The following is a 25,244-nucleotide window of genomic DNA, read 5'->3' as shown; positions in this document are numbered from 1 at the left end:
CAGGCGAACGCCGCGCGTTGGCGCAGTGGGCTGACAAATCAAAAAGGCAGAGACACTCAGGCGAGCGGTGGGGCGCGAGGGTTGGCCGAAGGCCAGGTGAAGCGGGCAGGGAGGTCGGCGCTGACGATGGGCGCCAGTGGCGGGCTGTGTTGTTCCGGCAGGATCGCCAGGGTCAGGCTGGAGTTGAACGCCGGCCCCATGCCGCCGCCGACCGAGCACAGCGGGCAGCCAAATGCCTTGGACAGGGTGGGCAGTTGTTCTTCGCCGGGATTGCTGGCAAGCGGCGCTTGGGTGGCCGGGTCGACGGTACAGAACTGGCCGCCGATACCGTTGAGCTGCATGCCGACCATTTGTCCGTGACCGATGCTGCAGGCGAACACGTTGAACAGGACGCAGCAATAGAGCATCCAGGCCAGCAGTGAGCGATCGGAACGGGAGAATTTCATGGGGCGGCACTTTACCGTACCGCTGATCGGTCGTGCACTTGAAAAAAATGCGACTAGGATGATTTGTTCAAATCCCTTTCCAAGGATTTCAACCATGACCTTTGTGTTGGCTCAATGGCTGGTGACAACGTTCGCGGTGATCGCCTTGATGCACGTGTATTGGGCGCTGGGTGGGCAGTGGGCGGCTGCGGTGGTGGTGCCGCAGGTGCCCGTGCGCGGTTTTGTCGCAACGGTGAGGCCGGCGTTCAACCCGTCGGGATGGCTAACGTTGATCGTGGCGGCGGCGTTGCTGGTGATTGCGGCGTTGGTGTGCATGCGGGTTGGCTGGGGAATGCCAGCGGTGACGCACAAGGCGCTGCAATGGGTGATCAGCGCGATTGCGCTGTTGATGTTCGCCCGGGCGATTGGTGATTCGAATCTGGTCGGGTTCTTCAAGGAGGTGAAGGATTCGCGGTTTGCGCGGCTCGACACCTGGGTGTATTCGCCGTTGTGTGCGGTGTTGGGGGCGGGGTTGTTGGCGGTGGCTTGGGTTTGAGGTTTTGGTTTCAGGTTTTGAGGCGATCTTGAGGTCGCTTTCGCGAGCAGGCTCGCTCCCACAGTTGGAATGCGTTCTCCTGTGGGAGCGAGCCTGCTCGCGAAAGGGCCAGTCCAGACACCGAAAGCGCTGGACTAGCTACCGCTTTCAGTCCGCCTGCTACTGACTTCTGCCGGCACATCATCCCCGGCCATGCGCTTGCGGAACAATGCTGCCCGCGCAAGCAACAAGGTAGTCACGGGCACTGTGATCGCCAGCAAAATCGGAATCAGCCAAGCATGTATGACCGGCCCGGACTTCAGCGCCGAAAAGCAGATGATCGACGCCAGCGCCACACACCAGGCGCCCAGCGTCGAAGCCAGCGCCGGTGGGTGCATGCGCTGGAAGTAATCCTTCATGCGCAACAAACCGATCGCGCCGATCAGCGCAAAAAGGCCGCTGAGCACCAGCAGGATCGCCACCGGAATCTCGATCCATAGCGACAATTCAGCATTCATTCGATCACCTCGCCACGCAGCAGGAATTTCGCCAGGGCAAACGAGCCGACGAAGCCGAACAGCGCGATCAGCAGCGCCGCTTCGAAGTAAGTGTCACTGGAGTAGCGAATGCCCAGGGTCAGCATCATCAGCATGGCGACGATGTACAGATAGTCCAGCGCCAGGACCCGATCCTGCGCCGATGGGCCTTTGAACAGGCGCACCAGGGTCAGCACCATGGCCAGCGAGAACAGGAACAGCGTCAGCAGGATCGCGTTCGACAGTAATGGGCTCATTCGAAGATCTCCATCAACGGCCGCTCGTAGGTGCTCTTGAAGTGCTCGATGAATTGCGCTTCGTCATCCAGATCCCAGACGTGCAGCAACAGAATGCTGCGGTCCAGCGCCAGCTCTGACCACACCGTACCGGGGACCACCGTGCAGATCATCGCCAGCGTTGCGAGGCCGTGGGCATCGCGCAAGTCCAGCGGGACTTTGACGAAGCCCGAGCGCGGAGGGCGGCGGGCGGCGTTAAGTACGCCCCACGCGACGATCAGGTTGGACATCACCACGTCACGACCGACGACCAGGAACAGGCGCAGAATCGTCCCCGGCCGGCGAATGCGTACTTGTTTCGGGCGCAGCTTGCGCATCATCAATGGCGCTGCAAAACCCAATATCGCGCCGAGCAGCAGATTGCCCGGGCTGATCGACAGGTTCAGGGTCAGCCACAAAGCACACAGCGCCAGCGACAATAACGGTGCAGGAAACACTCGCTTCATGGCTGCACCTCCAGCATGGCCGATTTGGCTTCCGGACTTGGCACGGCGCGAGTGCCGAGCACCGCCATCACATATTGCTGCGGATTGTTCAGCGCCTCGGCGGTGGCCTGGGTGTAACGCAGCAGCGGCTCAGCCTTGAAGGTCAGAACAATGCTCAGCCCCAGCAGCAGAAAGATCGGTGCGCATTCGAGTTTGCGCAGCAGCGGCGAAGGGCGCTCCTCAGGTGTCCAGAAGCGCTGGATGCCGAGGCGCGAGAACGCCATCAACGACGTCAGCCCGGTGAGGATCAGCAGCGCCAGCAACGCCCACGCCGCGTTGGATATTGGCGCGCCAGTGCCCAGGCTCAGCGGATTGAGCAAGGCGCCGATCAGGCTGAGTTTGCCGATAAAACCTGACAGCGGCGGCATGCCGATGATCAGCAGTGCACAGGCGATGAAGCTCAAACCGAGGAACGCCATGGTCCACGGGATGACCTGACCGACCACGGCTTTCTGCTCGTCATCGAGGTTGATGCCTTTGGGCGGTTGCAGGGACTCCTGCGGGCGCGGCAGCAGTTCGCTTTCGTCTTCGAGCGGGATCTCGTTGGCCGAACGCGAGCGTTCGATCAACTCGGCCAGCAGGAACAGCGCACTCAGCGCCAGGGTCGAGCTGACCAGATAGAACAGCGCCGCGCCGATCAGGTTCGGCTGGGCGAAACCGACGGCGGACAGCAGAATTCCCGCCGACACCAGAATGCTCAGGCTGGCCATGCGCTCCAGTCGTTGTGCGGCAAGAACTGCCAGCGCGGCGCAGGCCATGGTCGCCATGCCGCCGTAGATCAGCCAGTCGCCACCAAAGAATGCCGAGGCTCCGGCCTGCCCGGAAAACAGCAGCGTCCACAGGCGCAGCAAGGTGTACACGCCGACCTTGGTCATGATCGCGAACATCGCCGCGACCGGCGCACTGGCCGAGGAATAGGCCGGCACCAGCCAGAAGTTCAGCGGCCACATGCCGGCCTTGGCCAGGAACGCTACCGCGAGAATCCCCGCGCCGGCGTGCAACAAACCACGGTCGGCTTCCGGCACCAGCGGAATCTTCAGCGCCAGATCGGCCATGTTCAGCGTGCCGGTGACACCATAGATCAGCGCCGCGCCAATCAGGAACAACGACGAGGCGAGCAGGTTGATCGAGATGTAATGCAGCCCTGACGAGACCCGCGCCCGCCCCGAACCATGCAACAACAGGCCATAAGAGGCGGCGAGCAACACTTCAAAGAACACGAACAGGTTGAACAGGTCCGCCGTCAGGAATGCGCCATACAGGCCCATCAACTGAATCTGGAATAACGCATGGAAGCTTGAACCGGCGCCGTCCCAACGGGCCATGGCAAACAGCAGGGCGCTGACACCGATGATCCCGGTCAGCACCAGCATCAGTGCCGACAGACGATCGACCACCAGCACGATGCCGAACGGCGCCTGCCAGTTGCCCGGCAGGTAAACGCCGATGGACCCGGGCACGCCGGTGGTTTGCGTCCACTGCAGCAACAGCACCGAAATGAACAGGCCGACGAGGCTGGAGAACAGGTTGATTTTCGCCTTGAGCGGTCGGTGCCGTTCGCCGAGCATCAGCATGATCGCGGCAGTCAGCAGCGGCAGCAGAATCGGTGCGGCGATCAGGTGAGTCATCGCCATCATTCTTTAGGCTCCCGGCCGTCAACGTGGTCGGTGCCGGTCAAACCGCGCGAGGCGAGCAACACGACGAGGAACAGCGCGGTCATGGCGAAGCTGATGACAATTGCGGTCAGCACCAATGCCTGTGGCAGCGGGTCGGTGTAATGCAGCAAATCCTGGGTCACGCCGTCCTTGATCACCGGCTCCTTGCCGATGAACAGGCTGCCCATGCTGAAGATGAACAGATTGACGCCATACGACAGCAGGCACAGGCCCATGACCACCTGGAACGTCCGTGGCCGCAGGATTAGCCAGACGCCCGACGCGGCGAGCACGCCGATGGCGATTGCGATGACTTCTTCCATCAGACGGCTCCTTTGCTGGCGACGGACTTGGGCAGCGATGCGGTCTTGTGACCCCGCACCGATTGGTGGGCGAGGGCGGTGAGGATCAACAGTGTCGAACCGACCACCACACCGTACACGCCGATATCGAAGAACAACGCGCTGGCGACATGGATGTCACCCAGCAGCGGCAAGGTGAAATGCCAGGTGTGCGTGGTCAGGAACGGATAACCGACCAGCATCGCGCCCAGGCCGGTGGCGGTCGCAAACAGCAAACCGGTGCCCATCCAGCGCAATGGGCGCAGGTTCATTTGCGCCTCGACCCACTGGGTGCCGGCGACCATGTATTGCAGGATGAACGCTACCGACATCACCAGACCGGCGACGAAACCGCCACCCGGTTGGTTGTGCCCGCGCATGAACAGGTAGCACGACACCACCAGCGCTACCGGCAGCAACAAGCGCACCAGCACTGCCGGCACCATCATGAAGCCGAGCGCGGTGTCGCTGGCCGAACGCGGGTTGACCAGATCGGTGACCACGTCCGGCGCCAGCAGGCGTTGCTGGGCTGGCAGTTGCAGGCTTTCTTTCGGTGGGCGGAAGCGGCGCAGCAGGGCGAACACAGTCAGCGCCACCGCGACCAGCACGGTGATTTCGCCAAGGGTGTCGAAGCCACGGAAATCCACCAGCATTACGTTGACCACGTTGCTGCCGCCGCCCTCAGGCATGGCGCGGCTCAGGTAGAACGAGGAGATGTCGTTCGGCGTTTGCCGCGTCAGCATCGCGTAGGACAGTAGCGCCATGCCGCCGCCGACGGCAATCGACAGCAGCAAGTCGCGCAGACGGCGAATGCGTGCCTTGCGCAGGCTGCTTGGCAGTGGCGAGACTTCTTCGATACGGCGTGGCAGCCAACGCAGACCGAGCAGGATCAGCACGGTGGTGACGACTTCGACCGCCAGTTGCGTCAGGGCCAGATCGGGAGCGGAGAACCAGACGAAGGTTACGCAGGTCATCAATCCGCAGACGCTGACCATGGTCAGGGCGGCGAGACGGTGGTATTTGGCCTGCCACGCGGCGCCGAGGGCGCAGGCGATGGCCAGCAACCACAGGGTCACGAAGACGATCGAGCCGGGAATCTTCGGCCGGTCGCCCCAGCTCAGGCTGCTGTGCAACATCGGGATCAGTCCGGCGAGCACTGCCGCCAATACCATCAGGAACAATTGCATCTGCAGACGCTTGGTGCCGAGTCGCCGCTCCAGGCGTCGGGCCAGGCGCATCATCACCACCAGACTGCGCTCGAACAGGCGCTTGCCGTTGAAGCGGCCCACCAGTGGCGGATACTTGAAGCGCCCGCGCTTGAGCTGATTGCGTAGCAACAGATAGACGATGATGCCGCCGGACATGGCGATCAGGCTCATGATCATCGGCGCATTCAGGCCGTGCCAGATTGCCAGGCTGTATTCCGGTAGCGTGCCGCCAACCACTGGCAATGCCGCTGCCGCAAGCAGTGGACCGACGATCTGCGCCGGGAAAATCCCCACCAGCAAACAAGTGAACACCAGCAACTCGACCGGCGCACGCATCCAGCGCGGCGGTTCGTGCGGGGTGTGTGGCAGGTCGGTGGCCGGCGGGCCGAAGAACACATCGACGGTGAAACGCAGGGAATAGGCAACGCTGAATGTACCGGCGATGGTCGCAACAATCGGCAGTGCTGCTTCGACCCACGCCGTGGCATTGATGAACACGGTTTCGGCGAAGAACATTTCTTTCGACAGGAAGCCGTTAAGCAGCGGCACACCCGCCATCGAGGCACTGGCCACCATGGCCAGCGTTGCGGTGAACGGAATCAGTTTGATCAGGCCGCTGAGTTTGCGGATGTCACGGGTGCCGCTTTCGTGGTCGATGATGCCGGCGGCCATGAACAGCGAGGCTTTGAACGTCGCATGGTTGAGAATGTGGAACACCGCCGCCACTGCCGCCAGCGGACTGTTGAGACCCAGCAGCAGGGTGATCAGGCCGAGGTGGCTGATGGTCGAGTACGCGAGCAGACCTTTGAGATCGTTCTGGAACATCGCGCAATAGGCGCCGAGCAACAGCGTACAGGCGCCGGCCCCACTGACGATGTAGAACCATTCTTCACTGCCGGACAGCGACGGCCACAGCCGCGCAAGCAGGAATACCCCGGCCTTGACCATGGTGGCCGAGTGCAGATAAGCCGAAACCGGTGTCGGCGCCGCCATTGCGTGGGGCAGCCAGAAGTGGAAGGGGAACTGCGCACTTTTGCTAAGTGCGCCAACAAGAATGAGGGGTAAAAGAATAGGGTAGAGGGCGTGTGCACGAATCATGTCGCCGGCGGCCAGGACCTTGTCGAGGTCATAGCTGCCGACGACATGGCCGAGAATCATGACCCCCGCCAGCAGGCATAACCCGCCGGCACCGGTGACCATCAACGCCATATAAGCGCCGCGACGGGCGTCGGCGCGGTGGTGCCAGTAACCGATCAACAGGAACGAGAAGAGGCTGGTCAGCTCCCAGAAAAACACGATCTGAATCAGGTTGCCGGAGATGACCAGACCGAGCATGGCGCCCATGAACGCCAGAAAAAACGCGAAGAAACGCGGCACCGGATCGTCCGGCGACATGTAATAACGGGCATACAGAGAAACCAGCGTGCCGATGCCGAGTACCAGCATCGAGAACAGCCAGGCGAAGCCGTCCATGCGCAGGACGAAGTTCAGACCGAGGCTGGGCAGCCACATGAATTCTTCGCGAATCACGCCGCCATGGGCAATCTGCGGGTACAACATCGCGACCTGGACGGTGCCGATCAAAGCGACCAGACCTGCCAGCAGGGATTCGGTATTACGCGCATTGTGTGGCAGCACCGCTGCCAGACAGCTGCCAATGAATGGCAGAAGCAGTAGAACTATCAGGGACATAGGCTTCTAATCTGCGGAAGTTTGTGAAGCATCATACGTGCCAGCTCCCCGATCACCAAACGCCAGGATGTCTCAGAATCCTACAAAGTAGTCTGGGATTTTCTGTTTGGCATTGTTTCAGGGGCAGCGATGTTGTGGCAGGTGGCCCTTTCGCGAGCAGGCTCGCTCCCACATTGGAATGTATTTCAAAATGTGGGAGCGAGCCTGCTCGCGAAAGCGTTGGGTCAGACGCTGAAGGTGATGCGGGTTAACCCTGGGTTTCCTGCTCCAGCTCTGCTTCGGCTTCTGCAACCTTCCCCTTGGTCTTCAGCTCACTGACAATCACCGCCGCCACAATCAACCCCGCGCCCACCAGCGCGATCGCCGGCAAGCGCTCCCCGGCAATCCGCCCGACAATCCCGGCCCACACCGGCTCGCCGGCATAGATCAACGTCGCCCGGGTTGGCGACACACTCTTCTGCGCCCAGTTCATCGCCACCTGAATCGCCGCACTCGCCGCGCCCAACCCCAGCGCGGTCACCAGCAGGGTCCAGGAAAAGTCGGGAATCATTTCCCCAGTCGGGACCACCAGCAGAAACGACAGCACGGAGGTAGTTGCCAGTTGCACGACGGTCACCCGACGCACATCCACTTGCCCGGCATAGGTGCTGATCAGAATGATCTCGGCGGCTATGGCAATGGCACTGATCAACGTGGCAATTTCACCGGGACTGAAATTCAGTGCCGCGCCGGATGGCCCTGACAACAACATCAAACCGGTAAACGCCAACATGATACCGATGCTCGGCATCAGTCCCGGCCGTCGCCCCAACACCAGCCATTGCAGCAACGGCACAAACGGCACGTACAACGCGGTGATAAACGCCGATTGACTGCTCGGAATCGTTTGCAAACCGACTGTCTGCAAGCCGTAACCGAGCATGATCGCCACGCCAATAAAAGCGCCCGCCTTCAATTCGAAGAGCGTCAGTTCACGCAGATGACGCCATGAGAACAGCGCGACGATGCCTGCCGCAGCGGCGAAGCGCAGGCCGACGAAGAACATCGGGCCGCTGACGGTCATCGCGTGCTGCACCAGCAGGAACGTGCCGCCCCAGATCATGGTGATCAGCACCAGCACGCACTCGGCTTTACTGAAACGGGACAAGCGGACGGGAGTGGGGGAGCTGTTCTGCGACGTCATGACCTTGCGCACTATAAAAAGGAGGCCGCACAATGCGCCCAACGTTGCGCAGTATACTGCCCAACCTCACCGAGTGAGCAATATAGTGCACAAAGATTCAACGCAACGGGCCTCCGTCCTGCAACACGTCAGCCAGAACGTCCGGCGTCTGCGGCATGCCGCCGACCTGAGCCAGACCGCGCTGGCGGAAAAATCCGGAGTCAGTCGACGCATGCTCGTAGCGATCGAGGCGGGAGAAAAGAATGTCAGCCTGACCACCCTTGATCGCGTGGCCGAAGCGCTCGACGTTGCCTTCAGCGACTTGATTCAGGCCCCCGATGCCCGTGATCCGAGCCGCATCAACGAGCTGGCCTGGGCCGGCGTGATTCCCGGCAGCAAAGCGGTATTGCTGTCGAAAGCCAGCGCGACCCGCGAAGTCGAGCAGTGGGAATGGTGTCTGCAACCGGGTGAGGTCTACCCCTCGCAAGCGGATGCCGATGGCTGGAGCGAGCAGATTTTCGTGTTTGAGGGTTGCCTCACCTTGATGCTCGGCGATCAGCCGCAGCGCATCGGCACCGGCGAGTTCTTCATGTTTGCCAGCAACCAGCCGCATTCCTATCGCAATGACGGAGATGTGCCGGCGCGGTTTGTTCGGAACGTGGTGATTTGAATGAGTCAGTGTGCAGACATCTTGATTATCGGCGGTGGGCTTAGCGGTACGATGCTGGCAGTGCAATTGTTGCGTCTGCCTGGCCGGCGCAAGGTCCTGATCATTGAGCCGCGTGCGGAACTGGGACGCGGCGAGGCCTATAGCGCGGTCGAGTTGGGTCACACGCTCAACGGCAACGCCGCGCGCATGAGCGTCGATCCGGACAATCCTGATGATCTGACGCAATGGCTCACCGAGCACATTACCGCTGGGGGCTGGCCGGAGTCTGCCGAGCAGAATGTGCCGGTCAGCGAACTGTTTCCGCCGCGTGGATTGTTCGGGGTCTATGTGCGGCAGCGCCTGGCCGAAGCGCGCAGAGTCGGGGCGCAAAATGGCTCATGCGTTGACCACATTCGCGCTGAGGTCGTTGACCTGCAAGTCGAGGCCGATTCGGTGCAGCTGACGTTGAGCGATGGTCAGTCATTGCGCGGAAGCCGCGCAGTACTGGCGACCGGAATGTTCCCGGCCGCGCGAACCCCGCAGAAAACCTCCAGTGGCCTCAACGCCGCCGCGCTCGATCCGTGGGATGTCGCGGCGATGCATCAACTCGACCCGCAAGCGACGGTGCTGATCATCGGCTCCGGCCTGACCATGGTCGATGCCGTGGTGTCGCTGGAGCAGGCCGGGCATCGCGGGCCAATCGAAGTGTTTTCCCGGCACGGCTTGTTGCCCCACGTGCGCCGACAACCGCCGGCCTGGATGGATTTTCTTGGCAGCGATCACAGCATTCGAACGCCACGACAACTGTTGCGCGAATTGCGTCGGCAATGCCAGGCAGCCATTGCACAAGGCATCGATTGGCAGGCGCCGCTGGACACGGTTCGCGTGCACATCGCCCGGTTGTGGAGTCAGGCGACTGACACGCAGCGTCGACAATTCGTACGGCATGTACGGCCGTGGTGGGAAAGTCATCATCACCGTTCGCCGCCGTTGAGTGCGGCGCTGGTTGAACGGTTGCATGCAGAAGGGCGGTTGCGTATTCAGGCGGCGTCTTTCAAAGGGCTTGAGCCGAGTCCGGGAGGTGGTGTCGGCATTCGCATTCGACATCGCGGTGAGTCTGAAACTTGCCTGGTGCAGGGCGCTGCACTGATTAACTCCACTGGTATCGAATACGACTGGCGCCGGGTGGCAAGGCCGTTGCCGCAGCAGGTACTGGCGCGCGGTTTGGTGCAACCGGGACCGTTGGCGTTGGGAATCGCAGCGGCGGTGGATGGCGCGGTGCTGGATGCCGAGGGATGTGCGGCTGACCGGTTATTTGCCATGGGGCCGCCATTGCGCGGGATGTGGTGGGAGAGCACGGCGGTGACGGATGTGGCGTTGCAGGCGAAAGCGTTGGCTGTGCGACTGTCGGGCCGTGGTTGAGGCGATTCTGCTTGCAGTGCACGGAGAGATGGTTTTTTCGAAAAAACGATTCTTTCAAGTATTCAACCGAAGGGATTCATAGAAATTATCCTCCGGATTTTGTTGGAAGTGCAGGTCGTTGAGAAAACTCTCAAGTTGACTGAAATCCAGCTCATTGCACTGTTGCTGTGCGAGTTGGAAAAAGCCTAGCAGGTTTGCATAGCTGCCTTCCATGATCGATAAAGCTTTGAAGAATACATCAGCGTTTCCCCAATTAATTATTATCTGTCGTTTCTGCATTTCGTTTCTATTGCGTTTCTGCAATGGCTGATTTGCAATAATCATCAGGAATGATTTGGGGCCTCCTTCAAGGTCTGGCGCAAATCCTTTTTTTGCATAATGCGGGATGTGATTGATGTCGCAGTAGTCGTTAATAAAACGATAGTAGACGGAAAGTTCAAGAAGCATTGATTTCAGAGAGCTGTAACATTGTTCGGGCAGAGGCTTAAGTTGTTGACAGGCTTTCAGGATGAATATGAAAAAACACCCGGTATTCAGTTGAGCAACATAGCGGTATTGCTCCATGGTGGGTAAGTCCGTTCCCTCGCTGAGCAAGGTGTCGATTTGCTGGCCGCTGTGCAATTCCTCCAGGCTATCGAGGCCTGCTTGAACCAATGTCATGCTTCCTGATTCACTGAGTGATTTCAGCCCTTGAGTGTAACCATACATGCCTGAAATCAGCGCTGCGGCCACTCCGTATCTGACCCACACGGAGTCTGCTCCACGACGAATCCGGTCCTGGTCAATGATGTCATCGTGTATCAGAGAGGCAGTGTTGAAGCGTTCGACACAGTCGCAAATTATTCGGGTTTTGTCGGAAGGAAGTCGATATACACTGGCCAATGCCTGTGTCAGGTCTGTTCTGACTTTCTTGCCCGCATGCTGCTCCTGATATTCGAACGCACCCAACCAGCTTTTTTTGGCAGCCGAATGCTGCTGAGGGTTTGAACGGAACATGACAGATAACTCCCCGTGTCAATCAGCGCTGCGTTTCATTGTCTACTTGCCAGAGTGTCGCAATCAGCGTCTCTACAAAGTAGCGTGAAGATCGTTGGGTGTTTGACTTTTTTAGGAATTATTAATTATAGAGTTTTCGCGATTGCGTTCTATATCAGGTTGGCCGTGATAGTCGATGGACGGTAGCGCGGAGAGTTGAAACCTTGTTTTGCTGAACTAAGGTTGGTGTGACTGTCTGAGTTCGCTGCGCCTGGAGCAATGTTGGTTCTCTAAGTAAAGTTATGTTTACTCCGGTCTTCTTCAGCATGCTGCGGGATATTTCACCCGATAATCATGGAGTTGCCGCATGAGTTACTCACTGCCACCGGCCTTGCAATTGATTGATGTTGCACCCAGTCCTATGGCCGATCAGGCCGAACAACAGACGCGTGCCTGGCTTGAAAGTCTGGGGCTGACAGATTCCGAACGGGCGATACACCAGTTGAATATTTATCTACCAGGCAAATACGCTGCCTTCATGTGGCCCCATGCAAATGCGCAGACGCTGAATGTTCTCTCTGATCTGACCGGGTGGTTCAGTTGTCAGGATGATTTGGCCGATGAAGATCTGAGTTGTTCTCCTGATGCTTTGGAAAGGGCGTTGCGACAAGTGCACGAAGTTGCGAGCGAGCGTGGCGCAGGTCAGTGCGCAGGACTGCCTGGGGGATTGAGAGACATTATTCGTCGGGCGGGGGCGTCAATGCCTGAGCAGTGGGTACGACGAACACTGGATCAATACAGCAGCTATCTGTTTTGCTGCGTCAGTGCTTCGACGCATCGCCTCGGCGGAACCCAGCCTGGACTGGCCGATTATGAAAGTGTGTGGCGCAATGCCGGAGGTTTTCAGGTGTGCTTTGAGTTTACGTACTTTGCCCATCAGATAAATCTTCCCGCAACGGTTTATTACTGTTCGCTATGGCAGGAATTGCGCAGGCTATCACTGAATTTAATGAAAGCAGTCAACGATGTGCTGTCGTTCTGCATCTTAATTAATCCTGATGAGGACGTTTACAACCTCCTGACTCACCTTCGACATCATCATGGACTGAGTCCGGATCAGGCAGCGGCTGAAGTGAATCAGAGAATTGAGGTGTGGATGCGACAGTTTCTCGAACTGCAGGCGCGACTACCCGACGGGCTTGATCAAATTGGGTGTGAAACCGACGTGCGCGAGCAAGCATTGCGATGCGCCGAGGCGTTCAGAGTGCAATGGCTTGGCAACATCGGCTGGCATCTGTCGGTACCGCGCTATCGGGAAATACGTTTCAAACCAGATTGAGTAGGTCGAGCCGTCATGAAGACCCGAAGCATCATCTTCGGATCTTCATGCTTGTGGATTACGCCACCACGCGATAGCACGGCACATACGCGGCGCCGCCCGGCAGTTTCATCCGGTGCTGGGCGACGAAAGCTTTGAGCAGTGCGTCGAGCGGTTGCATGATCGCCGCATCACCACGGATCTGGTACGGCCCGTGTTCTTCGATCAGACGAATGCCCTTGTCCTTGACGTTGCCGGCGACGATGCCCGAGAACGCCCGGCGCAGGTTGGCCGCCAGTTCGTGCGGTGGCTGGTCGCGATGCAGTTTGAGGTTGGCCATGTTTTCGTGGGTTGGATCGAACGGGCGCTGGAAGCCCTCGTCGATTTTCAACAGCCAGTTGAAGTGGAACGCGTCGTTGCGCTCGCGGCGGAACTGCTTCACGGCTTTCAGGCCCTGAGTCATCTGCCGAGCCACTTCGGCCGGGTCGTCGATGATGATCTCGTAGTGCTGCTTGGCCGCTTCACCGAGGGTCGCGGTGACGAACGCGTCAAGCTGCTCCAGATACGGCGCGGCATGTTTCGGCCCGGTCAGGATCACCGGGAACGGCAGACCTTTGTTGTCCGGGTGCATCAGGATGCCCAGCAGGTAGAGGAATTCCTCAGCCGTACCGGCGCCGCCCGGGAAAATGATGATGCCGTGGCCAACGCGGACGAAGGCTTCCAGACGTTTCTCGATGTCCGGCAGGATCACCAGCTCGTTGACGATCGGGTTCGGTGCTTCGGCGGCGATGATGCCCGGTTCGGTCAAACCCAGATAACGCCCGCCGTGAATGCGTTGCTTGGCGTGAGCGATGGTTGCGCCTTTCATCGGGCCTTTCATCACACCTGGACCGCAGCCGGTGCAGATGTCGAGGCTGCGCAGGCCCAGTTCGTGGCCGACTTTCTTGGTGTATTTGTATTCTTCGGTGTTGATTGAGTGGCCGCCCCAGCACACGACGATCTTCGGCTCGACGCCCGGACGCAACGTGCGCGCATTGCGCAGCAGGTGGAAAACGTAGTCACTGATGCCTTGCGAGGTGCTGAGGTCGATGCGTTGGCTGTCGAGTTCGTTTTCGGTGTAGACGATGTCGCGCAGGGCGCTGAACAACATTTCGCGGGTGCTGGCGATCATTTCGCCGTCGACGAACGCGTCGGCCGGAGCGTTCAGCAGCTCCAGGCGTACGCCGCGATCTTGCTGGTGAATGCGGATTTCGAAGTCCTTGTAAGCTTCCAGAATGGTTTTCGCGTTATCGACATGGGCGCCGGTGTTGAGGATGGCCAGGGCGCACTGGCGGAAGAGGGTGTAGGTGCTGCCGGATCCGGCTTCGCTCAGTTGCTGAACTTCACGTTGAGAAAGGGTTTCCAGGCTGCCTTTCGGGCTGACCGAGGCATTGATTACGTGTCGTTGGGTCATGCAATGATCCTTAAAACGATGTCATCTCAAGACTAGGCGATGGCATCCGAATAGTGTGTATCCATGAATGAAGATGGCACGATCTGCGCTGTACCGCCATGTCCCCGTTGGACGCTGAAAAGATGAAAAGGAGCCCCAGCATAGCTAAATCCGCGGTAGAGGCGATAATGCGCCGGCCGGTTTTTTCAGTTACCCCTTTTGTCGCTCAAGGAAGTCATTTGTGATGTTCGAGATTCAGCCGATGGATGCCGCCACTTTTCGCCAGCAGACGCGACGCAGCACGATCATCATCGCCGTGCTGTTCCTGGTGCTGGCGATGCTGTTTTCCAGCGTAGCGGTGGCGCTGTTCGGCGAGCCGGGTGGCGATAACCTGCGCTTCAATGTCGGCGGGGTGTTTGTGGCATTTCTGCTGACCGCAGCGTTACTGCGCGGGCGCTTCTGGAATCAGAGCTGGATGGCGCCAGCGGTGTACAGCTGGCGGCTCAAGCGCAGCCTGATGAGCATCACCAATGTGATGCATCAGGTAACGGCGGCGGTAGAACAGAACGATCCGACGGCGATGAAGGTTCTGCGCTTCTACCATCTGGGATTGATGCAAATGCACGAACTGGACGGCAACTCCAGCGATCACGGGCAACTGTGGCGAGAAGTTGAAACGCATAAGGAGCGGATGCAGGCGCTGGCACTCGATACCGAACAGACGCGCCTGGATCCGGTCTGGCTGGAAACCTTGAAGACTTCGCGTTGATTACACGGCTCGACGCATTTTCCACGAACGGATTAAACGACCGTAAACCAGCAGGTTGACCGCCAGCACCACGCTGCCGAGCGCCAGTTGAATCTGCGGGGTTAGCCCGGCCGGGTAGATGATCGGCCAGATGTAATGCTCGATGAAGCCGCCGGCGTATTCAGTCTGCCCGGCGGCGTGGCGCATGAGGTTTTCCCAGTAGGTCAGCGGACAGGTCAGATGCAGCACCTCGACCGCCACGCCCCAGGCGGCCGCCGGCAAATGCAGCCACATCAAGCGTGGCCATTTGAGCACCAGCAGCCCGCCAAACAGCACAAACAGAATGAAGGACAAATGAAACAGCACCAGCCCGTCGGCTGCGATTCGGTACAGCATGTCGTCTCCCTGACGCGATTGTGAATGGCTCACATGGTACGCCGTTGGCTGTCCACAGTCGGCGCGATTTGGCGCAATTGCGCAAGATTGTTCAAGCCGGGCAAGGGGATTTGCTGGCAGAGTCTGTTGCTGTTTCCACTGTTGAAGAGCGATATGTCTGACTCACTTATGCCGCGCAGTGCGTTCCTTCGCGGCGCTGCGGCGATCATGCCGTTGTCTCTGGCCACCGCGCCCTGGGGGCTGCTGGCCGGCTCCATGGCGATCGAAGCCAATCTCACGCCGCTGCAAGGCCAGGGCCTGTCGAGCATCGTGTTTGCCGGTGCGGCGCAACTGGTGGCGATCGGCATGCTCAAGGGTGGCGCGGGGATTTTCTCGATTCTGCTGACCACGCTGCTGCTGACTTCGCAGCACTTGCTCTATGGCATGAGCATGCGTTCGGTGATTTCGCCACTGCCGGGGCGCTGGCGCATCGGTCTGGGTTTTCTGCTCACCGATGAATTGTTTGCCCTGACCAGCCAGCATGACCGTCAGCAGTTCAACCGCTGGTATGCGCTGGGTGTCGGTCTGACGTTTTACATCGCGTGGAATCTGTTCACGTTGGCTGGCATTGTCCTCGGCAGCAGCATTCCGGGGCTTGAGCATCTGGGGCTGGACTTCTCGATTGCCGCTACCTTCATCGCTTTGATCACACCGGTGGTACGCAACGTGCCGACGGTGGTTTGCGTGGCAGTGTCGCTGTTTTGTTCGGTGTTGTTCAGTTACTGGCAATGGGGCTCGGCCCTGGTGTTGTCGGGGCTGGCCGGAATGACCGCAGGGTTTATCTGCAACAAGCTGTATCGGGGGCGCACATGATGATTTGGGCAGTGATTTTCGGTATGGGGATTCTGGTGTTTCTCAATCGCTACGTGTTTCTCGAACCGCGGTTGCCGGTGCGTTTGAGTAGCAATGCGCGGCAGTTTCTCGGTTTTGCGGTGCCGGGGATGCTCACGGCCATCTGCGGGCCGATTGTCTTCATGCCGGACAAACAGCTGAATCTGCAGTGGGATAATCCTTATCTGCTGAGTTCGCTGGTGGCGATCGCTTTGGTGATATACACGCGCAGTACATTGCTCAGCATGTTGTTGAGCATGGCGTTCTTCTTTTTGCTGCGGTGGTGGTTGTAAGTTGTCCGTTTGAAACTGATCTACGCTTCAAGGATGACGGGTAACTGATGACGGGAGGTGTCCATGACGACTGAGCAAAAGCAGCCAGAGACGGATGACGAAGGCGCGGATGAGCCGACGCAAGAAGAAATAGAGCGGGAGAAACACAAGGAACAAACCTGGAAGCACGATGACGGCAGAGAGCTTTCGGATCCTGACCGCAAGTTTTGAATGATTTTTACGAAAAAGCCCCGCGCGCATGCGGGGCTTTTTCGGTTCAGAGATCGTCCAGCTGCGTGAAATCGGGGTGTGCGGCCCGATATCCCAAGGTTCGATCAATCCACGCATTCAGCTCGTTGACCATCACCGGCGCGTGGCCGGGATACCCTTCGAGGGTGGTGCGCAGGGTGCGTTCGATATCGGCAACGCCACGCAGGTTTCGAGTCTTGATGTAGTGGCCGATAAAACAGTCGAGTTCAAAGCGTTCTGTCATGGACAGATAAATACACTCCAGGCCGCTGACCTGTTTGATTGCAAAATCGTCGCGCAACTTATTTCTCTGCAAGGCTTGTAGACGTTGTGGGGGATTCCTGGTTTGTTGACTCTTTGGTCAACCGGTATACCAATCGGAAAGGCGGCGCGCATGCTAGCCGTAGTGCATCTAAATGTATGTATGACGGTTGAAATGTCAGACAGGCGGTTAGTTCATTCGAACGTGTGTTTTATCTGCAGCGTTTCAAGGATGAAACAGTCGTTGTAACGATCATGCAGCTCCTATATTTGATAAACGCTTCAAGGCGGTAAATGTTTAACGCTGCTCGATAATCAAACTGGCCCCCTGATTACGTGCGTTACCAACCGCTTTGCCGACTTTGTACCATTCGAACACTTCACTGCCTTCACCTTCGAACAGCAACATTTGCTCGGCGCGCTCAACCGGCGTCGCGGGGTCGAGCCATTCGCGCACCAACTCTGCGCGAAACACCACCGGTCGGCGATCATGGACATCGAGCAAGCCGCCGACAGCATCGGCGGTGATGATCACGAAACCGTCGTCGTCCCGGGCCGGCGTTTCGGCCGTCGGAAATTGTCCGATGGCAGCGCAGAAAACCGCGCCATGATCTGCCCGACGAATCAACCAGGGTTGTCGGGTTTTGTCTTCGCTATCGACCCATTCAAACCAGTTGTCCACGGGCACAATCAAGCGATGTCGCCAGATCGCCCGGAAGAACGGTCCGTGGGCGACTTTCTCTACGCGGGCGTTGATCGGTGGCGGGCGATCCTTGGCCCAGTGCGGGCGCCAGCCCCAGCGCAGATTGTCGGCCTGCAGGTGTTGCCCTTGTTGATGCAGGACGGCCAGCGCGGTGGTCGGCGCCGCGTTGTAGCGGTCGAGCGGTGCATCGCCGACGTGATTGATCAACGCGTCGGGAATGCTCAGCACGGCGACGAAGTCGTGAATGCCGCGGTACTGCGAGAGTCTTCCGCACATGGCTGAATCTCCGGTTGGAGCTTTCAGCTTAGTCGCTGGCGCCTTGACCGGTGAAAGTGTCACGCCAGCTCAGCCAGCGGCGTTCGAGCATGGCCAGCAAGCCGTCGCTGAGTTTACCGAGCAAGGCGAGCACGATGATTGCGGCCAGCACGATGTCCGGCCGCGAAGTTTCCCGGCCGTCACTGAGCAGATACCCCAAACCTTTGGTGGCCGCGATCAGTTCCGCCGCCACCAGAAACATCCACGCCAGACTCATGCCGCTGCGTAGTCCGGTGAACAGGCCGGGCAGGGCGGCCGGCAGCAATATCCGCCGTACCAGTTGCAAGCGGCTGAAGCCATAGATGCGGCCGACCTCCACCAGTTTGCGATCAATGTTGCGAATCGCTGCGACGACATTGACGTACACCGGAAAGAACGCGCCGATGGCGATCAAGACGATTTTCGAGGTCTCGTCGATGCCCAGCCATAACAGCAGCAGCGGCACCCAGGCCAGGCTCGGGATTGAGCGCAACGCGGCGAAAGTCGGTTCCAGATAAGCCTCGACTTCGCGACTCAAGCCAACCCAGGCGGCAAACACCAGCGCCAGACTGGCGCCAATGGCAAATCCCAGCAGCACGCGAATCAGGCTGGCGCCGATGTGTTTCCACAGTGCGCCTTCGGCGAGGTCTGTGAGGGTCAGGGCGATCTCGCTCGGTGCCGGCATCTGGTAGGACGGCAGCCAACCTATGCGTACGATTATTTCCAGCGCGACGATGATCAGCAGCGGCAGGGCCAGGCTTTTGCAGCGGCGCCGCCACGTCGGATTGTGGCTCGTCGGTTGCTGTCGCGCGACGACCAGTGGCGCGGGCAGGTCTTTGCTGTGAGTGGTCATGGTTTTTGGCTCCGCTCACAACAAATCCGCGACGGGCGCGGATTGGTCGTGAGACTGATCGGTTACTGGCGGGCGACGGCTTGCTGCACACCGCTGTCGAGCAGTTGGTCAATGACTTGATCGACGTTCACCCCACGGCGCACCAGTTCTTCGGAGACCAGAATCGGCGCCGCAGCCTTGGAGGCGCTGATGTCCTGCTGGGTGAGTTGCGGGCTGCTCAGGTCAGTGCGCGACAGTTGCAACTTGGCCACGTCCAGCGGCAAGCCGGACTCCTTGGCGAGCAGGGCGGCGAATTCATCAGGGTTTTTCAGCGCCCATTCGCGGGCCTGTTCGTAGGCTTTGATCACGGTGTCGATGGTCTGCGGATGTTCTTTGGCGTATTGCTCGGTGACGCTGACCACGCCGTAACTGTTGAACGCCGGGTTGCGGTAGAGCAAGCGCGAGCCGGCCTGCACCTGACTGGCGGCCATGTGCGGATCGAGCCCGGCCCAGGCGTCGACATCACCTTTTTCCAGGGCGGTGCGGCCATCCGGATGTTGCAGGTGGACCAGTTCCACCTCGTCTTTTTTCAGCCCGGCCTGCTGCAGGCTGCGCAGGGTGAACAGATACGGGTCGGTGCCCTTGGTGGCGGCGATCTTTTTGCCCTTGAGGTCGGCGACGCTTTGATATGGCGAATCCTTGCGCACCACCAGGGCTGTCCATTCGGCGCGGCTATAGACATAGACGGATTTGATCGGGCTGCCGTTGGCGCGGCTCAGCACCGCAGCAAGGCTGGCGCTGGAGGCGAAATCAACACCGCCACTGTTGAGGTATTCCAGCGAGCGGTTACTGCCCTGACTTAGCACCCAGCTGACTTTGGTTTGCGGCAAGGCTTTTTCGAGGAAGCCGAAGTGCTTGAGCACCAGACTGACTGGCGAGTAATAGGCGTAGTCGAGATGAATTTCCGCCGACGCAGTTTCAGCCGCGTGGGCGAGCGGTTGCAGGCTCAGCACCATGGCGCTGGCCGCCAGCAGGGTTTTGAATCCGGGAAAGAACGATGTCATGGGCACTCCGACAAAGGCACAGGTTTCTTATGTCCAAAAAGATATTTTTATCGAATGCTTCCTGCATGAATGGAATATTGCAGGCTCTGTGCCATGTGCCTGAAAGTACCGGTTTGTAAGGGTTTAAAGGCGTGATGGAGAATTTCTACTGTTGTTGGGGCAACACTCTGGATTGCCACTGTTGTTGTACGCACAGTGGTAATCGACAGTGATGAGCTTATGCATTCATCGAATTCCCAACAGATCGTGTTCTCGGGCGCTTGAAGCAGTCGCGGGAATGGGTCGACAGCCACACGGATGAATACGCCGATCTGTGGGCGAAGAAAGCCAATCTCGATCAGCAGGTCTCGCCACTGGTTGCGTCAGGCGCACATGACTGTCGGCCCCGTCGACACGCAAGCGGCAACGGACCTGCAAAGCACCGCCGACTTCCTGTTCAAAGTCAAAGCGCTGCCGGCACCGTTGGCCACCGCCGGGATTATCGACACGTCTTTTCAACAGGCATTGGCTCACTGAGCGAGCGCCGGAACCAAACCCTGTGTACCTTATCCAACCACCGCTCGCGTATCGCAGCGCAGGGATGGATAAGGGCGAGGGAGTTTTGCCAATCGACCACATGACGGCAGTCGCCGTGCCCAAGGCAAAACATGACATCCGGATTCAAGCTTCTCTGTGCAGCGCTCATCGCCCTCGGGTTGGCCGGTTGTATTGCCGCCCCGATAGAAATGACCGCGCAAACTGAAACGCGCCTGAAAACCCAGGCGCCGGTGCGCTTTCTGTTGACGTTCGATGACGGCCCCAGTGCATCCGGTTTGTGGAATCCGTCGGCGACGGTGCTCGACAGCCTCAAGGACAACCCGCTGCAGCCGAATATCAAAGCGGTGTTCTTCGTGCAGACCCGTGCACCGCGAGCGGGCAACAGTGACATCGGTCGCAGCATCATGCGGCGTGAGCATGAGGAGGGGCACATACTGGCGTTTCACACGGCGACTCACTGGCACACCAATCACCGCTCGCTCGACCCGCAACAACTTGAAGAATCGCTGACTAACGGTACCGCCGATATCGCTGCCATCACCGGGGCGCCGCCGAAGTTGCTGCGCCCGCCGTTCTGGAATTACGACAAACGCACTTTTGCCGCTTATCAACAGCATGGCTTGCATGTGTTGCTTACGGATTTAAGTGCCAACGACGGCAAGATCTGGGGCTTCAATGCCAGCCCGCGACGTCGGGCCAACCTGCTGCGGCAGTTATCGGAGGTTCGTGAGCGTGTTGCCCTCGGCGAATTGCCGACCGTGGACGGGGTCATTCCGGTGGTGGTGACGTTTCATGATCTCAACCGTTATACCGCGCGGCACACGCGCGAATACCTGCAGATTTTGCTCGATAGCGCCGCCTCGACGGGCGTGAAGCTGGCGGACAAGCCTTTCTATGATGATCACGCCGAACTGGAGAAAGCCGCACTGGCGCGTACCGTGGAAAAAAGCTCGGAGCCGGTGAATTTGCCGGGAATGTGGAACTGGATTTGGGACCACGACGCGCACTGAGGGCGGGGATGAAATGCTGTGATCGGGTTGGCATTTTGTATCGGGTGAGCCACAAATTGCTCGTCTATGCTCAACGAGTCGACCGACCCATCGCCTGCGAGGCGTTCAATCATGCTTGCCATTGACGATATTTGCCGGATTGTCGAATCCGGCTTTCCTGCGTTCAAGTGCGAGTGCATTCAAGACACGCAGGGCCTGCTGCAAATCAAGGTTTATGAGGCTGACAGCGGGCGCGTTGAATTGTTGTTGAATGGCGTTTCCCCGGAACATCTCGTCACGATCCGTGACATTTCCAACTTCATCGGTGAGTTACGCACCGAAATGAGCGCCGGGCGCCGGGCCTTTGCTGGTTGACGCCTCATAAACGTCGTTGAAACGCTTCAACAATGCGCAACGTCGCCTCACTGGTGTGCAGATTGCGTACTGCGTCCAGCGGATGCCAGATGCAATCGATGATCTCGTTCTGCGGCCGCACTTGCTCGAAGTCCAGCACGGATGCCTCGTAGACATGATGCTGCGTGCTGCCGCTCTGCAATTCCATTAAATACAACACATCGTCGGCGTCCAGGCCGGTTTCTTCTTGCAGTTCACGTACGGCAGCCTGCGCTCGGGTTTCCCCGGGCTCGACCTTGCCGCCGGGCAATGTCCAGCGGCAGCGGGGTTTGCGTACCAGGAGAACGTGGCGATCCTGCTCGCATATAACGGTTGCGCGTACTTTCATCTGTTACCTGTTTACTGTCTGTCACAAATTAGAAATAAAACTGCAATATTTGAGCCGAAGCCTGCGGCAAAGGTTTCATTGGAGTTTGGAGCGTTCGCTGCGGCGAAAAGTGCCAAAGCCATGACGGTCGCGGCTTGCGACATCCGGTCGGCATTTCGGGCGGATGAGGGTGTAAGGTAAAAGCGTGAAACTGGATCTGACCGTTAGCAAAAATGGAGGTGTCCATGAGCATGCCGATGTTGAACAAGATGCACATGAACGGCTATGACGTGCTTAGGGTGAACAATGGCCCCTGGCGGGTTTGCACCCAGGGCGATCGGCTGGCGTCGTTTGGCAGCCGGGAGGAGGCGCTGGCCTATGCGGCCGCACTGCCTGGCTACAAAAAACGCTCGGCGCGCGCGCAAAGTCACAAAATGCACTGACAGGCAGGCTGTAATGAAAGAGCCCCGGCGATTGTCGGGGCTTCTGTTTTGGGGGAGGTGTCTCAGTGGACCTTGGTCCGGCTGATGGCGCGGGCTTTCACTTCCCGGGCATAGAGTTGCAGCCGTTCTTCATCGCTTTGCAGCACCTCACAGGATCTCAGCACGCTTTGCGCGTCTGCTTCGTTGCCGGATTTGCGCAGTTGTTCGGCGATACGTTTCAGGTCGACGGCCGACCATCTCAAGTCCGATGCAACGCTTTGCAGGTCGCGTTGAAGTTCGTGTTCGTATTCATTAAGCCGCATGATCACCTCCAGAACATTCTCGGTAGAAAAGAGTAGTCGCATTTTTCGTCGATGGGCAAAGCCTGTTCGTCAGCACGCTGAACGGTTGTGAAAACTTGTGCAGAATATGCCAAAGGCGCGGTGCCACGATGGATGTAGAGCCGCTTACACGCTACATTCACCTTTTTTCAGATCAGGAATACCCCATGCGGATATGGATCGGGAGTCTGGCGTTGACCCTGTTGGCGGGTTGCTCGTTGCCGGCATCGCTGGTGCCGGGTGAGCCGAATATCAGCAAGACCAGCGCCAAGTCGCCCAAGGACTATGCTGCGTGTTTATTACCGTTGTGGCAGAAGGATGTGGCCAAGACTTCGCAGACATCGATTTCCAACGGCTACCGCATCACGGCGCCAAGCATCATCACGGCTGACGAGATCCTCGATATCGTCAAATACAAGGATGGCAGCCGGGTTTCGTTGTATCAGGGGCCACCGTGGGCCAAGTCCGGGTCGTTGCGTCAATCGGTGCGTGATTGCCTGTAACGACGCTCGCAGAGACAAAAAAAGCAGAAACCGTATCGTCGGTTTCTGTTTTTTTTTGGCTGCCTGGAGGCTGCAAGGTGTCGGTCTGATTGGCGAAATGAGCGGTGACAGTTGCGCACGAAGGGTTTTCTCCGTGTGCACTAGGCTTTTGCGGGGCGGTCGATAGTCAGGTCGGCCGGTCTTTCAAGGAGTCGCGGATCATGGATGATCTGGTCAAAGAAGTTATTCCGTTGTTGCAGTACCTGATTCCCGGTTTTTTGTCGGCGTGGATTTTTTATTCGCTGACGGCATTCAAGCGACCCGATACGTTTGGGCAGATTGTGCAGGCGTTGATTTTTACGTTTGTGATTCAGGGCGCGGTATTGGGGATTGGGGCAATTTGTCTGTGGGTGGGTTCGAAAGGATTTTCTGTAGGACGTTGGGATGCCAAGGCCGAAACGATATGGGCATTCGTTGTGTCGGTGACGCTCGGGTTGCTTTCCTGCTATCTGGCCACGAATGACAAATTGCATGGCTGGTTACGCAGTCGAAATGTCACGAAACAAACTTCCTACCCCAGCGAATGGTTCAGCGTTTTTGCCCAGCACCATCGTCTGGTCACACTGCATTTGAACGATGAAAGGCGCGTTTTTGGCTGGCCGGTGGAGTGGCCGCCGGAGTCCAGCAGTGGCCAGTTCGTCATGCAAAATCCCTGTTGGCTGGATGCCGAAGGGGTGGAAGTGCCTTTTGGTGCCGAGTTTTTGCTGATAGATTCCGGCAAGGTCAAGTGGGTCGAATTCGGCCCGAAATTGGAGGTTTCGTTATGACAGCCAGAGCACCGCAACCAATGCCGGAATGGGTAGCGCGTCGCTACACGAAAGATGGCAAGCCAGTGGCAAATGCGCAGCCCAAGGCACCCAGTGCTCCACCACCGCTGAAGAATTAGTATTTCTTCACCCCCAACCCTCAGCCACCGCCCGGCGAATAGCTTCCAGCAACATCGCGAACGCCGGGTTGTCGTTGTTCTCACGCCAGATCAGATGCAGCTCGCTCTGCACGCCTTCACCCAGATCAATGTCGCGAAATACCACATTCTTGAACACCACACTGGTGGCGCAACGCGGAACCAGTGCCAGGCCCATGCCGGCGTTGACCAGCGCCAGAATCGTCAGCGACGAACCCAGCCACTGCACGTAATCCGGTGCGACCCGAGCTGAGCGCAGCATCCCGGTCAGCAGTTCGTTGAACGGCGGATACGCAGCGTGGGAATACATCAGAAACGGTTGTTTATCCAGGTCTCTGACCGCCACCTCAGCCGCCGTTGCCAATGGATGTCCACTCGGCACCGCCAGTACAAACGGCTCGCGTACCAGGCATTCGGTGGCATACCCCGGCTCCAGTAACGGTGCGCGGGCAATGCCCAGATCAATCCGTCGCGCGCGCAGGGCCTCGTGTTGCTGGTAAGTGTTCATCTCCGACAGATCGATTCTCACCTGCGGCTGTTTCAGGCGTGCCTCAGCGATGACTTTGGGCAGAAACTCATACACCGCGCTGCCGACAAAACTGATGTTCACCGAACCGATATCACCCTCGGCAAACCGCCTGGCGGTGACTGCCGCTTGCTGTGCGCGCTCCAGCAGGTTCTGTGCTTCGATGAAAAACGCGCGCCCGGCCGCCGTCAGCGCAACGCTGCGGGTACTGCGGGTAAACAATTCGACACCGAGGTGATGCTCGAGCAACTGAATCTGCCGGCTCAGCGGCGGCTGAGTCATGTTCAGTCGCTCGGCGGCGCGGCGAAAGTTGAGTTCGGTGGCGACCGTGGTGAAGCAACGCAGTTGGGTCAGTTCGAACATTGATCTAATCCGGGTATCAATCGAATGCCAAGTTAGATTAGACGGGATCAATGCCCCCGTCCATGATCGGCCCAATGCT

At 58.6% G+C, this 25,244-nt stretch carries 31 protein-coding genes and 1 pseudogene; 14 read left to right on the top strand and 18 right to left on the bottom strand.

The genetic code is table 11. The features are described from left to right. Window positions 1-56: 56 nt before the first annotated feature. Window positions 57-446, bottom strand: a complete 390-nt coding sequence (locus QZR14_RS15745) for a DUF2946 domain-containing protein (protein WP_250606722.1) — start codon at window positions 444-446, stop codon at window positions 57-59. 94 nt (window positions 447-540) lie between these two features. Here QZR14_RS15745 and QZR14_RS15740 point away from each other — a divergent pair, with 94 nt between their 5' ends. After that, window positions 541-981, top strand: a complete 441-nt coding sequence (locus QZR14_RS15740; protein ID WP_123374948.1) for a DUF3995 domain-containing protein — start codon at window positions 541-543, stop codon at window positions 979-981. A gap of 134 nt (window positions 982-1,115) precedes the next feature. Here QZR14_RS15740 and QZR14_RS15735 read toward each other — a convergent pair whose 3' ends face one another. From QZR14_RS15735 to QZR14_RS15705, 7 genes are all read right to left on the bottom strand, one after another. After that, a complete protein-coding gene (locus QZR14_RS15735; RefSeq protein ID WP_007910752.1) occupies window positions 1,116-1,478 on the bottom strand; it encodes a Na+/H+ antiporter subunit G in 363 nt (120 codons plus the stop codon). Further along, complete coding sequence (locus QZR14_RS15730) at window positions 1,475-1,753, bottom strand: K+/H+ antiporter subunit F (RefSeq protein ID WP_007910754.1); 279 nt, start codon at window positions 1,751-1,753, stop codon at window positions 1,475-1,477. The genes QZR14_RS15735 and QZR14_RS15730 overlap by 4 nt, the downstream gene beginning before the upstream one ends. Beyond that, window positions 1,750-2,238 carry a Na+/H+ antiporter subunit E gene (locus tag QZR14_RS15725; protein ID WP_311997049.1) on the bottom strand — a complete coding sequence of 163 codons (489 nt, stop codon included), beginning with the start codon at window positions 2,236-2,238 and terminating at the stop codon, window positions 1,750-1,752. The genes QZR14_RS15730 and QZR14_RS15725 overlap by 4 nt, the downstream gene beginning before the upstream one ends. Continuing rightward, window positions 2,235-3,914 carry a monovalent cation/H+ antiporter subunit D gene (locus QZR14_RS15720; RefSeq protein WP_250606720.1) on the bottom strand — a complete coding sequence of 560 codons (1,680 nt, stop codon included), beginning with the start codon at window positions 3,912-3,914 and terminating at the stop codon, window positions 2,235-2,237. The genes QZR14_RS15725 and QZR14_RS15720 overlap by 4 nt, the downstream gene beginning before the upstream one ends. Continuing rightward, window positions 3,911-4,255 carry a Na+/H+ antiporter subunit C gene (locus QZR14_RS15715; protein WP_007910763.1) on the bottom strand — a complete coding sequence of 115 codons (345 nt, stop codon included), beginning with the start codon at window positions 4,253-4,255 and terminating at the stop codon, window positions 3,911-3,913. The genes QZR14_RS15720 and QZR14_RS15715 overlap by 4 nt, the downstream gene beginning before the upstream one ends. After that, window positions 4,255-7,173 carry a monovalent cation/H+ antiporter subunit A gene (locus QZR14_RS15710; protein WP_311997048.1) on the bottom strand — a complete coding sequence of 973 codons (2,919 nt, stop codon included), beginning with the start codon at window positions 7,171-7,173 and terminating at the stop codon, window positions 4,255-4,257. Before QZR14_RS15710 ends, QZR14_RS15715 begins: the two co-directional genes overlap by 1 nt. Before the next feature lie 247 nt (window positions 7,174-7,420). Then, a complete protein-coding gene (locus QZR14_RS15705; RefSeq protein WP_250606718.1) occupies window positions 7,421-8,356 on the bottom strand; it encodes a DMT family transporter in 936 nt (311 codons plus the stop codon). Between the two features lie 85 nt (window positions 8,357-8,441). On the opposite strand from QZR14_RS15705, the gene QZR14_RS15700 reads away from it, so the two are divergent. Next, window positions 8,442-9,005, top strand: coding sequence for a helix-turn-helix domain-containing protein (locus QZR14_RS15700; protein WP_250606717.1), 564 nt, complete (start codon window positions 8,442-8,444; stop codon window positions 9,003-9,005). Next, window positions 9,006-10,406 (top strand): FAD/NAD(P)-binding protein, encoded by a 1,401-nt coding sequence (locus tag QZR14_RS15695; protein ID WP_311997047.1) that lies wholly within the window; start codon window positions 9,006-9,008, stop codon window positions 10,404-10,406. Window positions 10,407-10,460: 54 nt separating this feature from the next. Here the strand turns inward: QZR14_RS15695 and QZR14_RS15690 are convergent, their stop codons facing one another. Further along, complete coding sequence (locus tag QZR14_RS15690; RefSeq protein ID WP_311997046.1) at window positions 10,461-11,402, bottom strand: polyprenyl synthetase family protein; 942 nt, start codon at window positions 11,400-11,402, stop codon at window positions 10,461-10,463. Between the two features lie 346 nt (window positions 11,403-11,748). Between QZR14_RS15690 and QZR14_RS15685 the strand changes: the two genes are divergently transcribed. Then, window positions 11,749-12,720, top strand: a complete 972-nt coding sequence (locus tag QZR14_RS15685) for a terpene synthase family protein (protein ID WP_311997045.1) — start codon at window positions 11,749-11,751, stop codon at window positions 12,718-12,720. Between the two features lie 58 nt (window positions 12,721-12,778). Here the strand turns inward: QZR14_RS15685 and ppnN are convergent, their stop codons facing one another. Continuing rightward, window positions 12,779-14,152 (bottom strand): nucleotide 5'-monophosphate nucleosidase PpnN, encoded by a 1,374-nt coding sequence (ppnN, locus tag QZR14_RS15680; RefSeq protein WP_034152412.1) that lies wholly within the window; start codon window positions 14,150-14,152, stop codon window positions 12,779-12,781. A gap of 223 nt (window positions 14,153-14,375) precedes the next feature. On the opposite strand from ppnN, the gene QZR14_RS15675 reads away from it, so the two are divergent. Next, window positions 14,376-14,900 carry a DUF3087 domain-containing protein gene (locus QZR14_RS15675; protein ID WP_311997044.1) on the top strand — a complete coding sequence of 175 codons (525 nt, stop codon included), beginning with the start codon at window positions 14,376-14,378 and terminating at the stop codon, window positions 14,898-14,900. Here QZR14_RS15675 and QZR14_RS15670 read toward each other — a convergent pair whose 3' ends face one another. Further along, window positions 14,901-15,275: a DUF2784 domain-containing protein gene (locus QZR14_RS15670; protein WP_250606711.1), complete on the bottom strand. Its 375-nt coding sequence runs from the start codon at window positions 15,273-15,275 to the stop codon at window positions 14,901-14,903. Window positions 15,276-15,428: 153 nt separating this feature from the next. Between QZR14_RS15670 and QZR14_RS15665 the strand changes: the two genes are divergently transcribed. From QZR14_RS15665 to QZR14_RS15655, 3 genes are all read left to right on the top strand, one after another. Then, on the top strand, window positions 15,429-16,127 hold the full coding sequence (locus tag QZR14_RS15665) for an AzlC family ABC transporter permease (RefSeq protein ID WP_108591938.1): 699 nt from the start codon (window positions 15,429-15,431) through the stop codon (window positions 16,125-16,127). Continuing rightward, window positions 16,127-16,438, top strand: a complete 312-nt coding sequence (locus QZR14_RS15660; RefSeq protein ID WP_185036735.1) for an AzlD domain-containing protein — start codon at window positions 16,127-16,129, stop codon at window positions 16,436-16,438. The genes QZR14_RS15665 and QZR14_RS15660 overlap by 1 nt, the downstream gene beginning before the upstream one ends. A 63-nt stretch (window positions 16,439-16,501) precedes the next feature. Then, entirely contained in the window at window positions 16,502-16,648 is a 147-nt protein-coding gene (locus tag QZR14_RS15655) for a hypothetical protein (RefSeq protein ID WP_250606709.1), read from the top strand. A gap of 46 nt (window positions 16,649-16,694) precedes the next feature. On the opposite strand, the gene QZR14_RS15650 is transcribed toward QZR14_RS15655, so the two are convergent. From QZR14_RS15650 to QZR14_RS15635, 4 genes are all read right to left on the bottom strand, one after another. Next, window positions 16,695-16,967 (bottom strand): hypothetical protein, encoded by a 273-nt coding sequence (locus tag QZR14_RS15650; protein ID WP_250606708.1) that lies wholly within the window; start codon window positions 16,965-16,967, stop codon window positions 16,695-16,697. Window positions 16,968-17,225: 258 nt separating this feature from the next. Next, a complete protein-coding gene (locus tag QZR14_RS15645; protein ID WP_311997043.1) occupies window positions 17,226-17,906 on the bottom strand; it encodes an SOS response-associated peptidase in 681 nt (226 codons plus the stop codon). 28 nt (window positions 17,907-17,934) lie between these two features. Continuing rightward, window positions 17,935-18,777 carry an ABC transporter permease gene (locus QZR14_RS15640; RefSeq protein WP_311997042.1) on the bottom strand — a complete coding sequence of 281 codons (843 nt, stop codon included), beginning with the start codon at window positions 18,775-18,777 and terminating at the stop codon, window positions 17,935-17,937. Between the two features lie 62 nt (window positions 18,778-18,839). Continuing rightward, window positions 18,840-19,820, bottom strand: a complete 981-nt coding sequence (locus QZR14_RS15635; RefSeq protein WP_311997041.1) for an aliphatic sulfonate ABC transporter substrate-binding protein — start codon at window positions 19,818-19,820, stop codon at window positions 18,840-18,842. A 251-nt stretch (window positions 19,821-20,071) separates the two neighbouring features. On the opposite strand from QZR14_RS15635, the pseudogene QZR14_RS15630 reads away from it, so the two are divergent. The 3 genes and pseudogenes from QZR14_RS15630 to QZR14_RS15620 all read left to right on the top strand — a co-directional run. Then, window positions 20,072-20,336: pseudogene (locus QZR14_RS15630) on the top strand (ABC transporter substrate-binding protein); the annotation flags it as partial. Between the two features lie 131 nt (window positions 20,337-20,467). Then, window positions 20,468-21,367, top strand: coding sequence for a polysaccharide deacetylase family protein (locus tag QZR14_RS15625; RefSeq protein WP_311997040.1), 900 nt, complete (start codon window positions 20,468-20,470; stop codon window positions 21,365-21,367). A gap of 111 nt (window positions 21,368-21,478) precedes the next feature. Then, on the top strand, window positions 21,479-21,721 hold the full coding sequence (locus tag QZR14_RS15620) for a DUF1652 domain-containing protein (protein ID WP_250606703.1): 243 nt from the start codon (window positions 21,479-21,481) through the stop codon (window positions 21,719-21,721). 4 nt (window positions 21,722-21,725) lie between these two features. Here QZR14_RS15620 and QZR14_RS15615 read toward each other — a convergent pair whose 3' ends face one another. Next, window positions 21,726-22,088, bottom strand: coding sequence for an NUDIX hydrolase (locus tag QZR14_RS15615; RefSeq protein ID WP_311997039.1), 363 nt, complete (start codon window positions 22,086-22,088; stop codon window positions 21,726-21,728). A gap of 224 nt (window positions 22,089-22,312) precedes the next feature. Between QZR14_RS15615 and QZR14_RS15610 the strand changes: the two genes are divergently transcribed. Further along, window positions 22,313-22,510, top strand: a complete 198-nt coding sequence (locus tag QZR14_RS15610; RefSeq protein WP_250606701.1) for a DUF2188 domain-containing protein — start codon at window positions 22,313-22,315, stop codon at window positions 22,508-22,510. A 62-nt stretch (window positions 22,511-22,572) separates the two neighbouring features. Here QZR14_RS15610 and QZR14_RS15605 read toward each other — a convergent pair whose 3' ends face one another. Next, complete coding sequence (locus tag QZR14_RS15605) at window positions 22,573-22,812, bottom strand: hypothetical protein (protein ID WP_007910805.1); 240 nt, start codon at window positions 22,810-22,812, stop codon at window positions 22,573-22,575. Between the two features lie 185 nt (window positions 22,813-22,997). Between QZR14_RS15605 and QZR14_RS15600 the strand changes: the two genes are divergently transcribed. Both QZR14_RS15600 and QZR14_RS15595 read left to right on the top strand, forming a co-directional pair. Then, window positions 22,998-23,333 carry a hypothetical protein gene (locus QZR14_RS15600; protein ID WP_186623575.1) on the top strand — a complete coding sequence of 112 codons (336 nt, stop codon included), beginning with the start codon at window positions 22,998-23,000 and terminating at the stop codon, window positions 23,331-23,333. A gap of 200 nt (window positions 23,334-23,533) precedes the next feature. Beyond that, on the top strand, window positions 23,534-24,139 hold the full coding sequence (locus QZR14_RS15595) for a DUF6338 family protein (RefSeq protein WP_250606700.1): 606 nt from the start codon (window positions 23,534-23,536) through the stop codon (window positions 24,137-24,139). A gap of 126 nt (window positions 24,140-24,265) precedes the next feature. On the opposite strand, the gene QZR14_RS15590 is transcribed toward QZR14_RS15595, so the two are convergent. Further along, the gene (locus QZR14_RS15590; protein ID WP_311997038.1) at window positions 24,266-25,165 is read right to left on the bottom strand and encodes a LysR substrate-binding domain-containing protein; all 900 of its coding nucleotides are present in this window, start codon (window positions 25,163-25,165) and stop codon (window positions 24,266-24,268) included. Between the last annotated feature and the right edge of the window lie 79 nt (window positions 25,166-25,244).

Source organism: Pseudomonas sp. rhizo66 (assembly GCF_031931925.1).
Classification (GTDB): domain Bacteria; phylum Pseudomonadota; class Gammaproteobacteria; order Pseudomonadales; family Pseudomonadaceae; genus Aquipseudomonas.
Note: the sequence above shows the minus strand (reverse complement) of the source record. Positions and strands in the feature narration are given on the sequence as shown.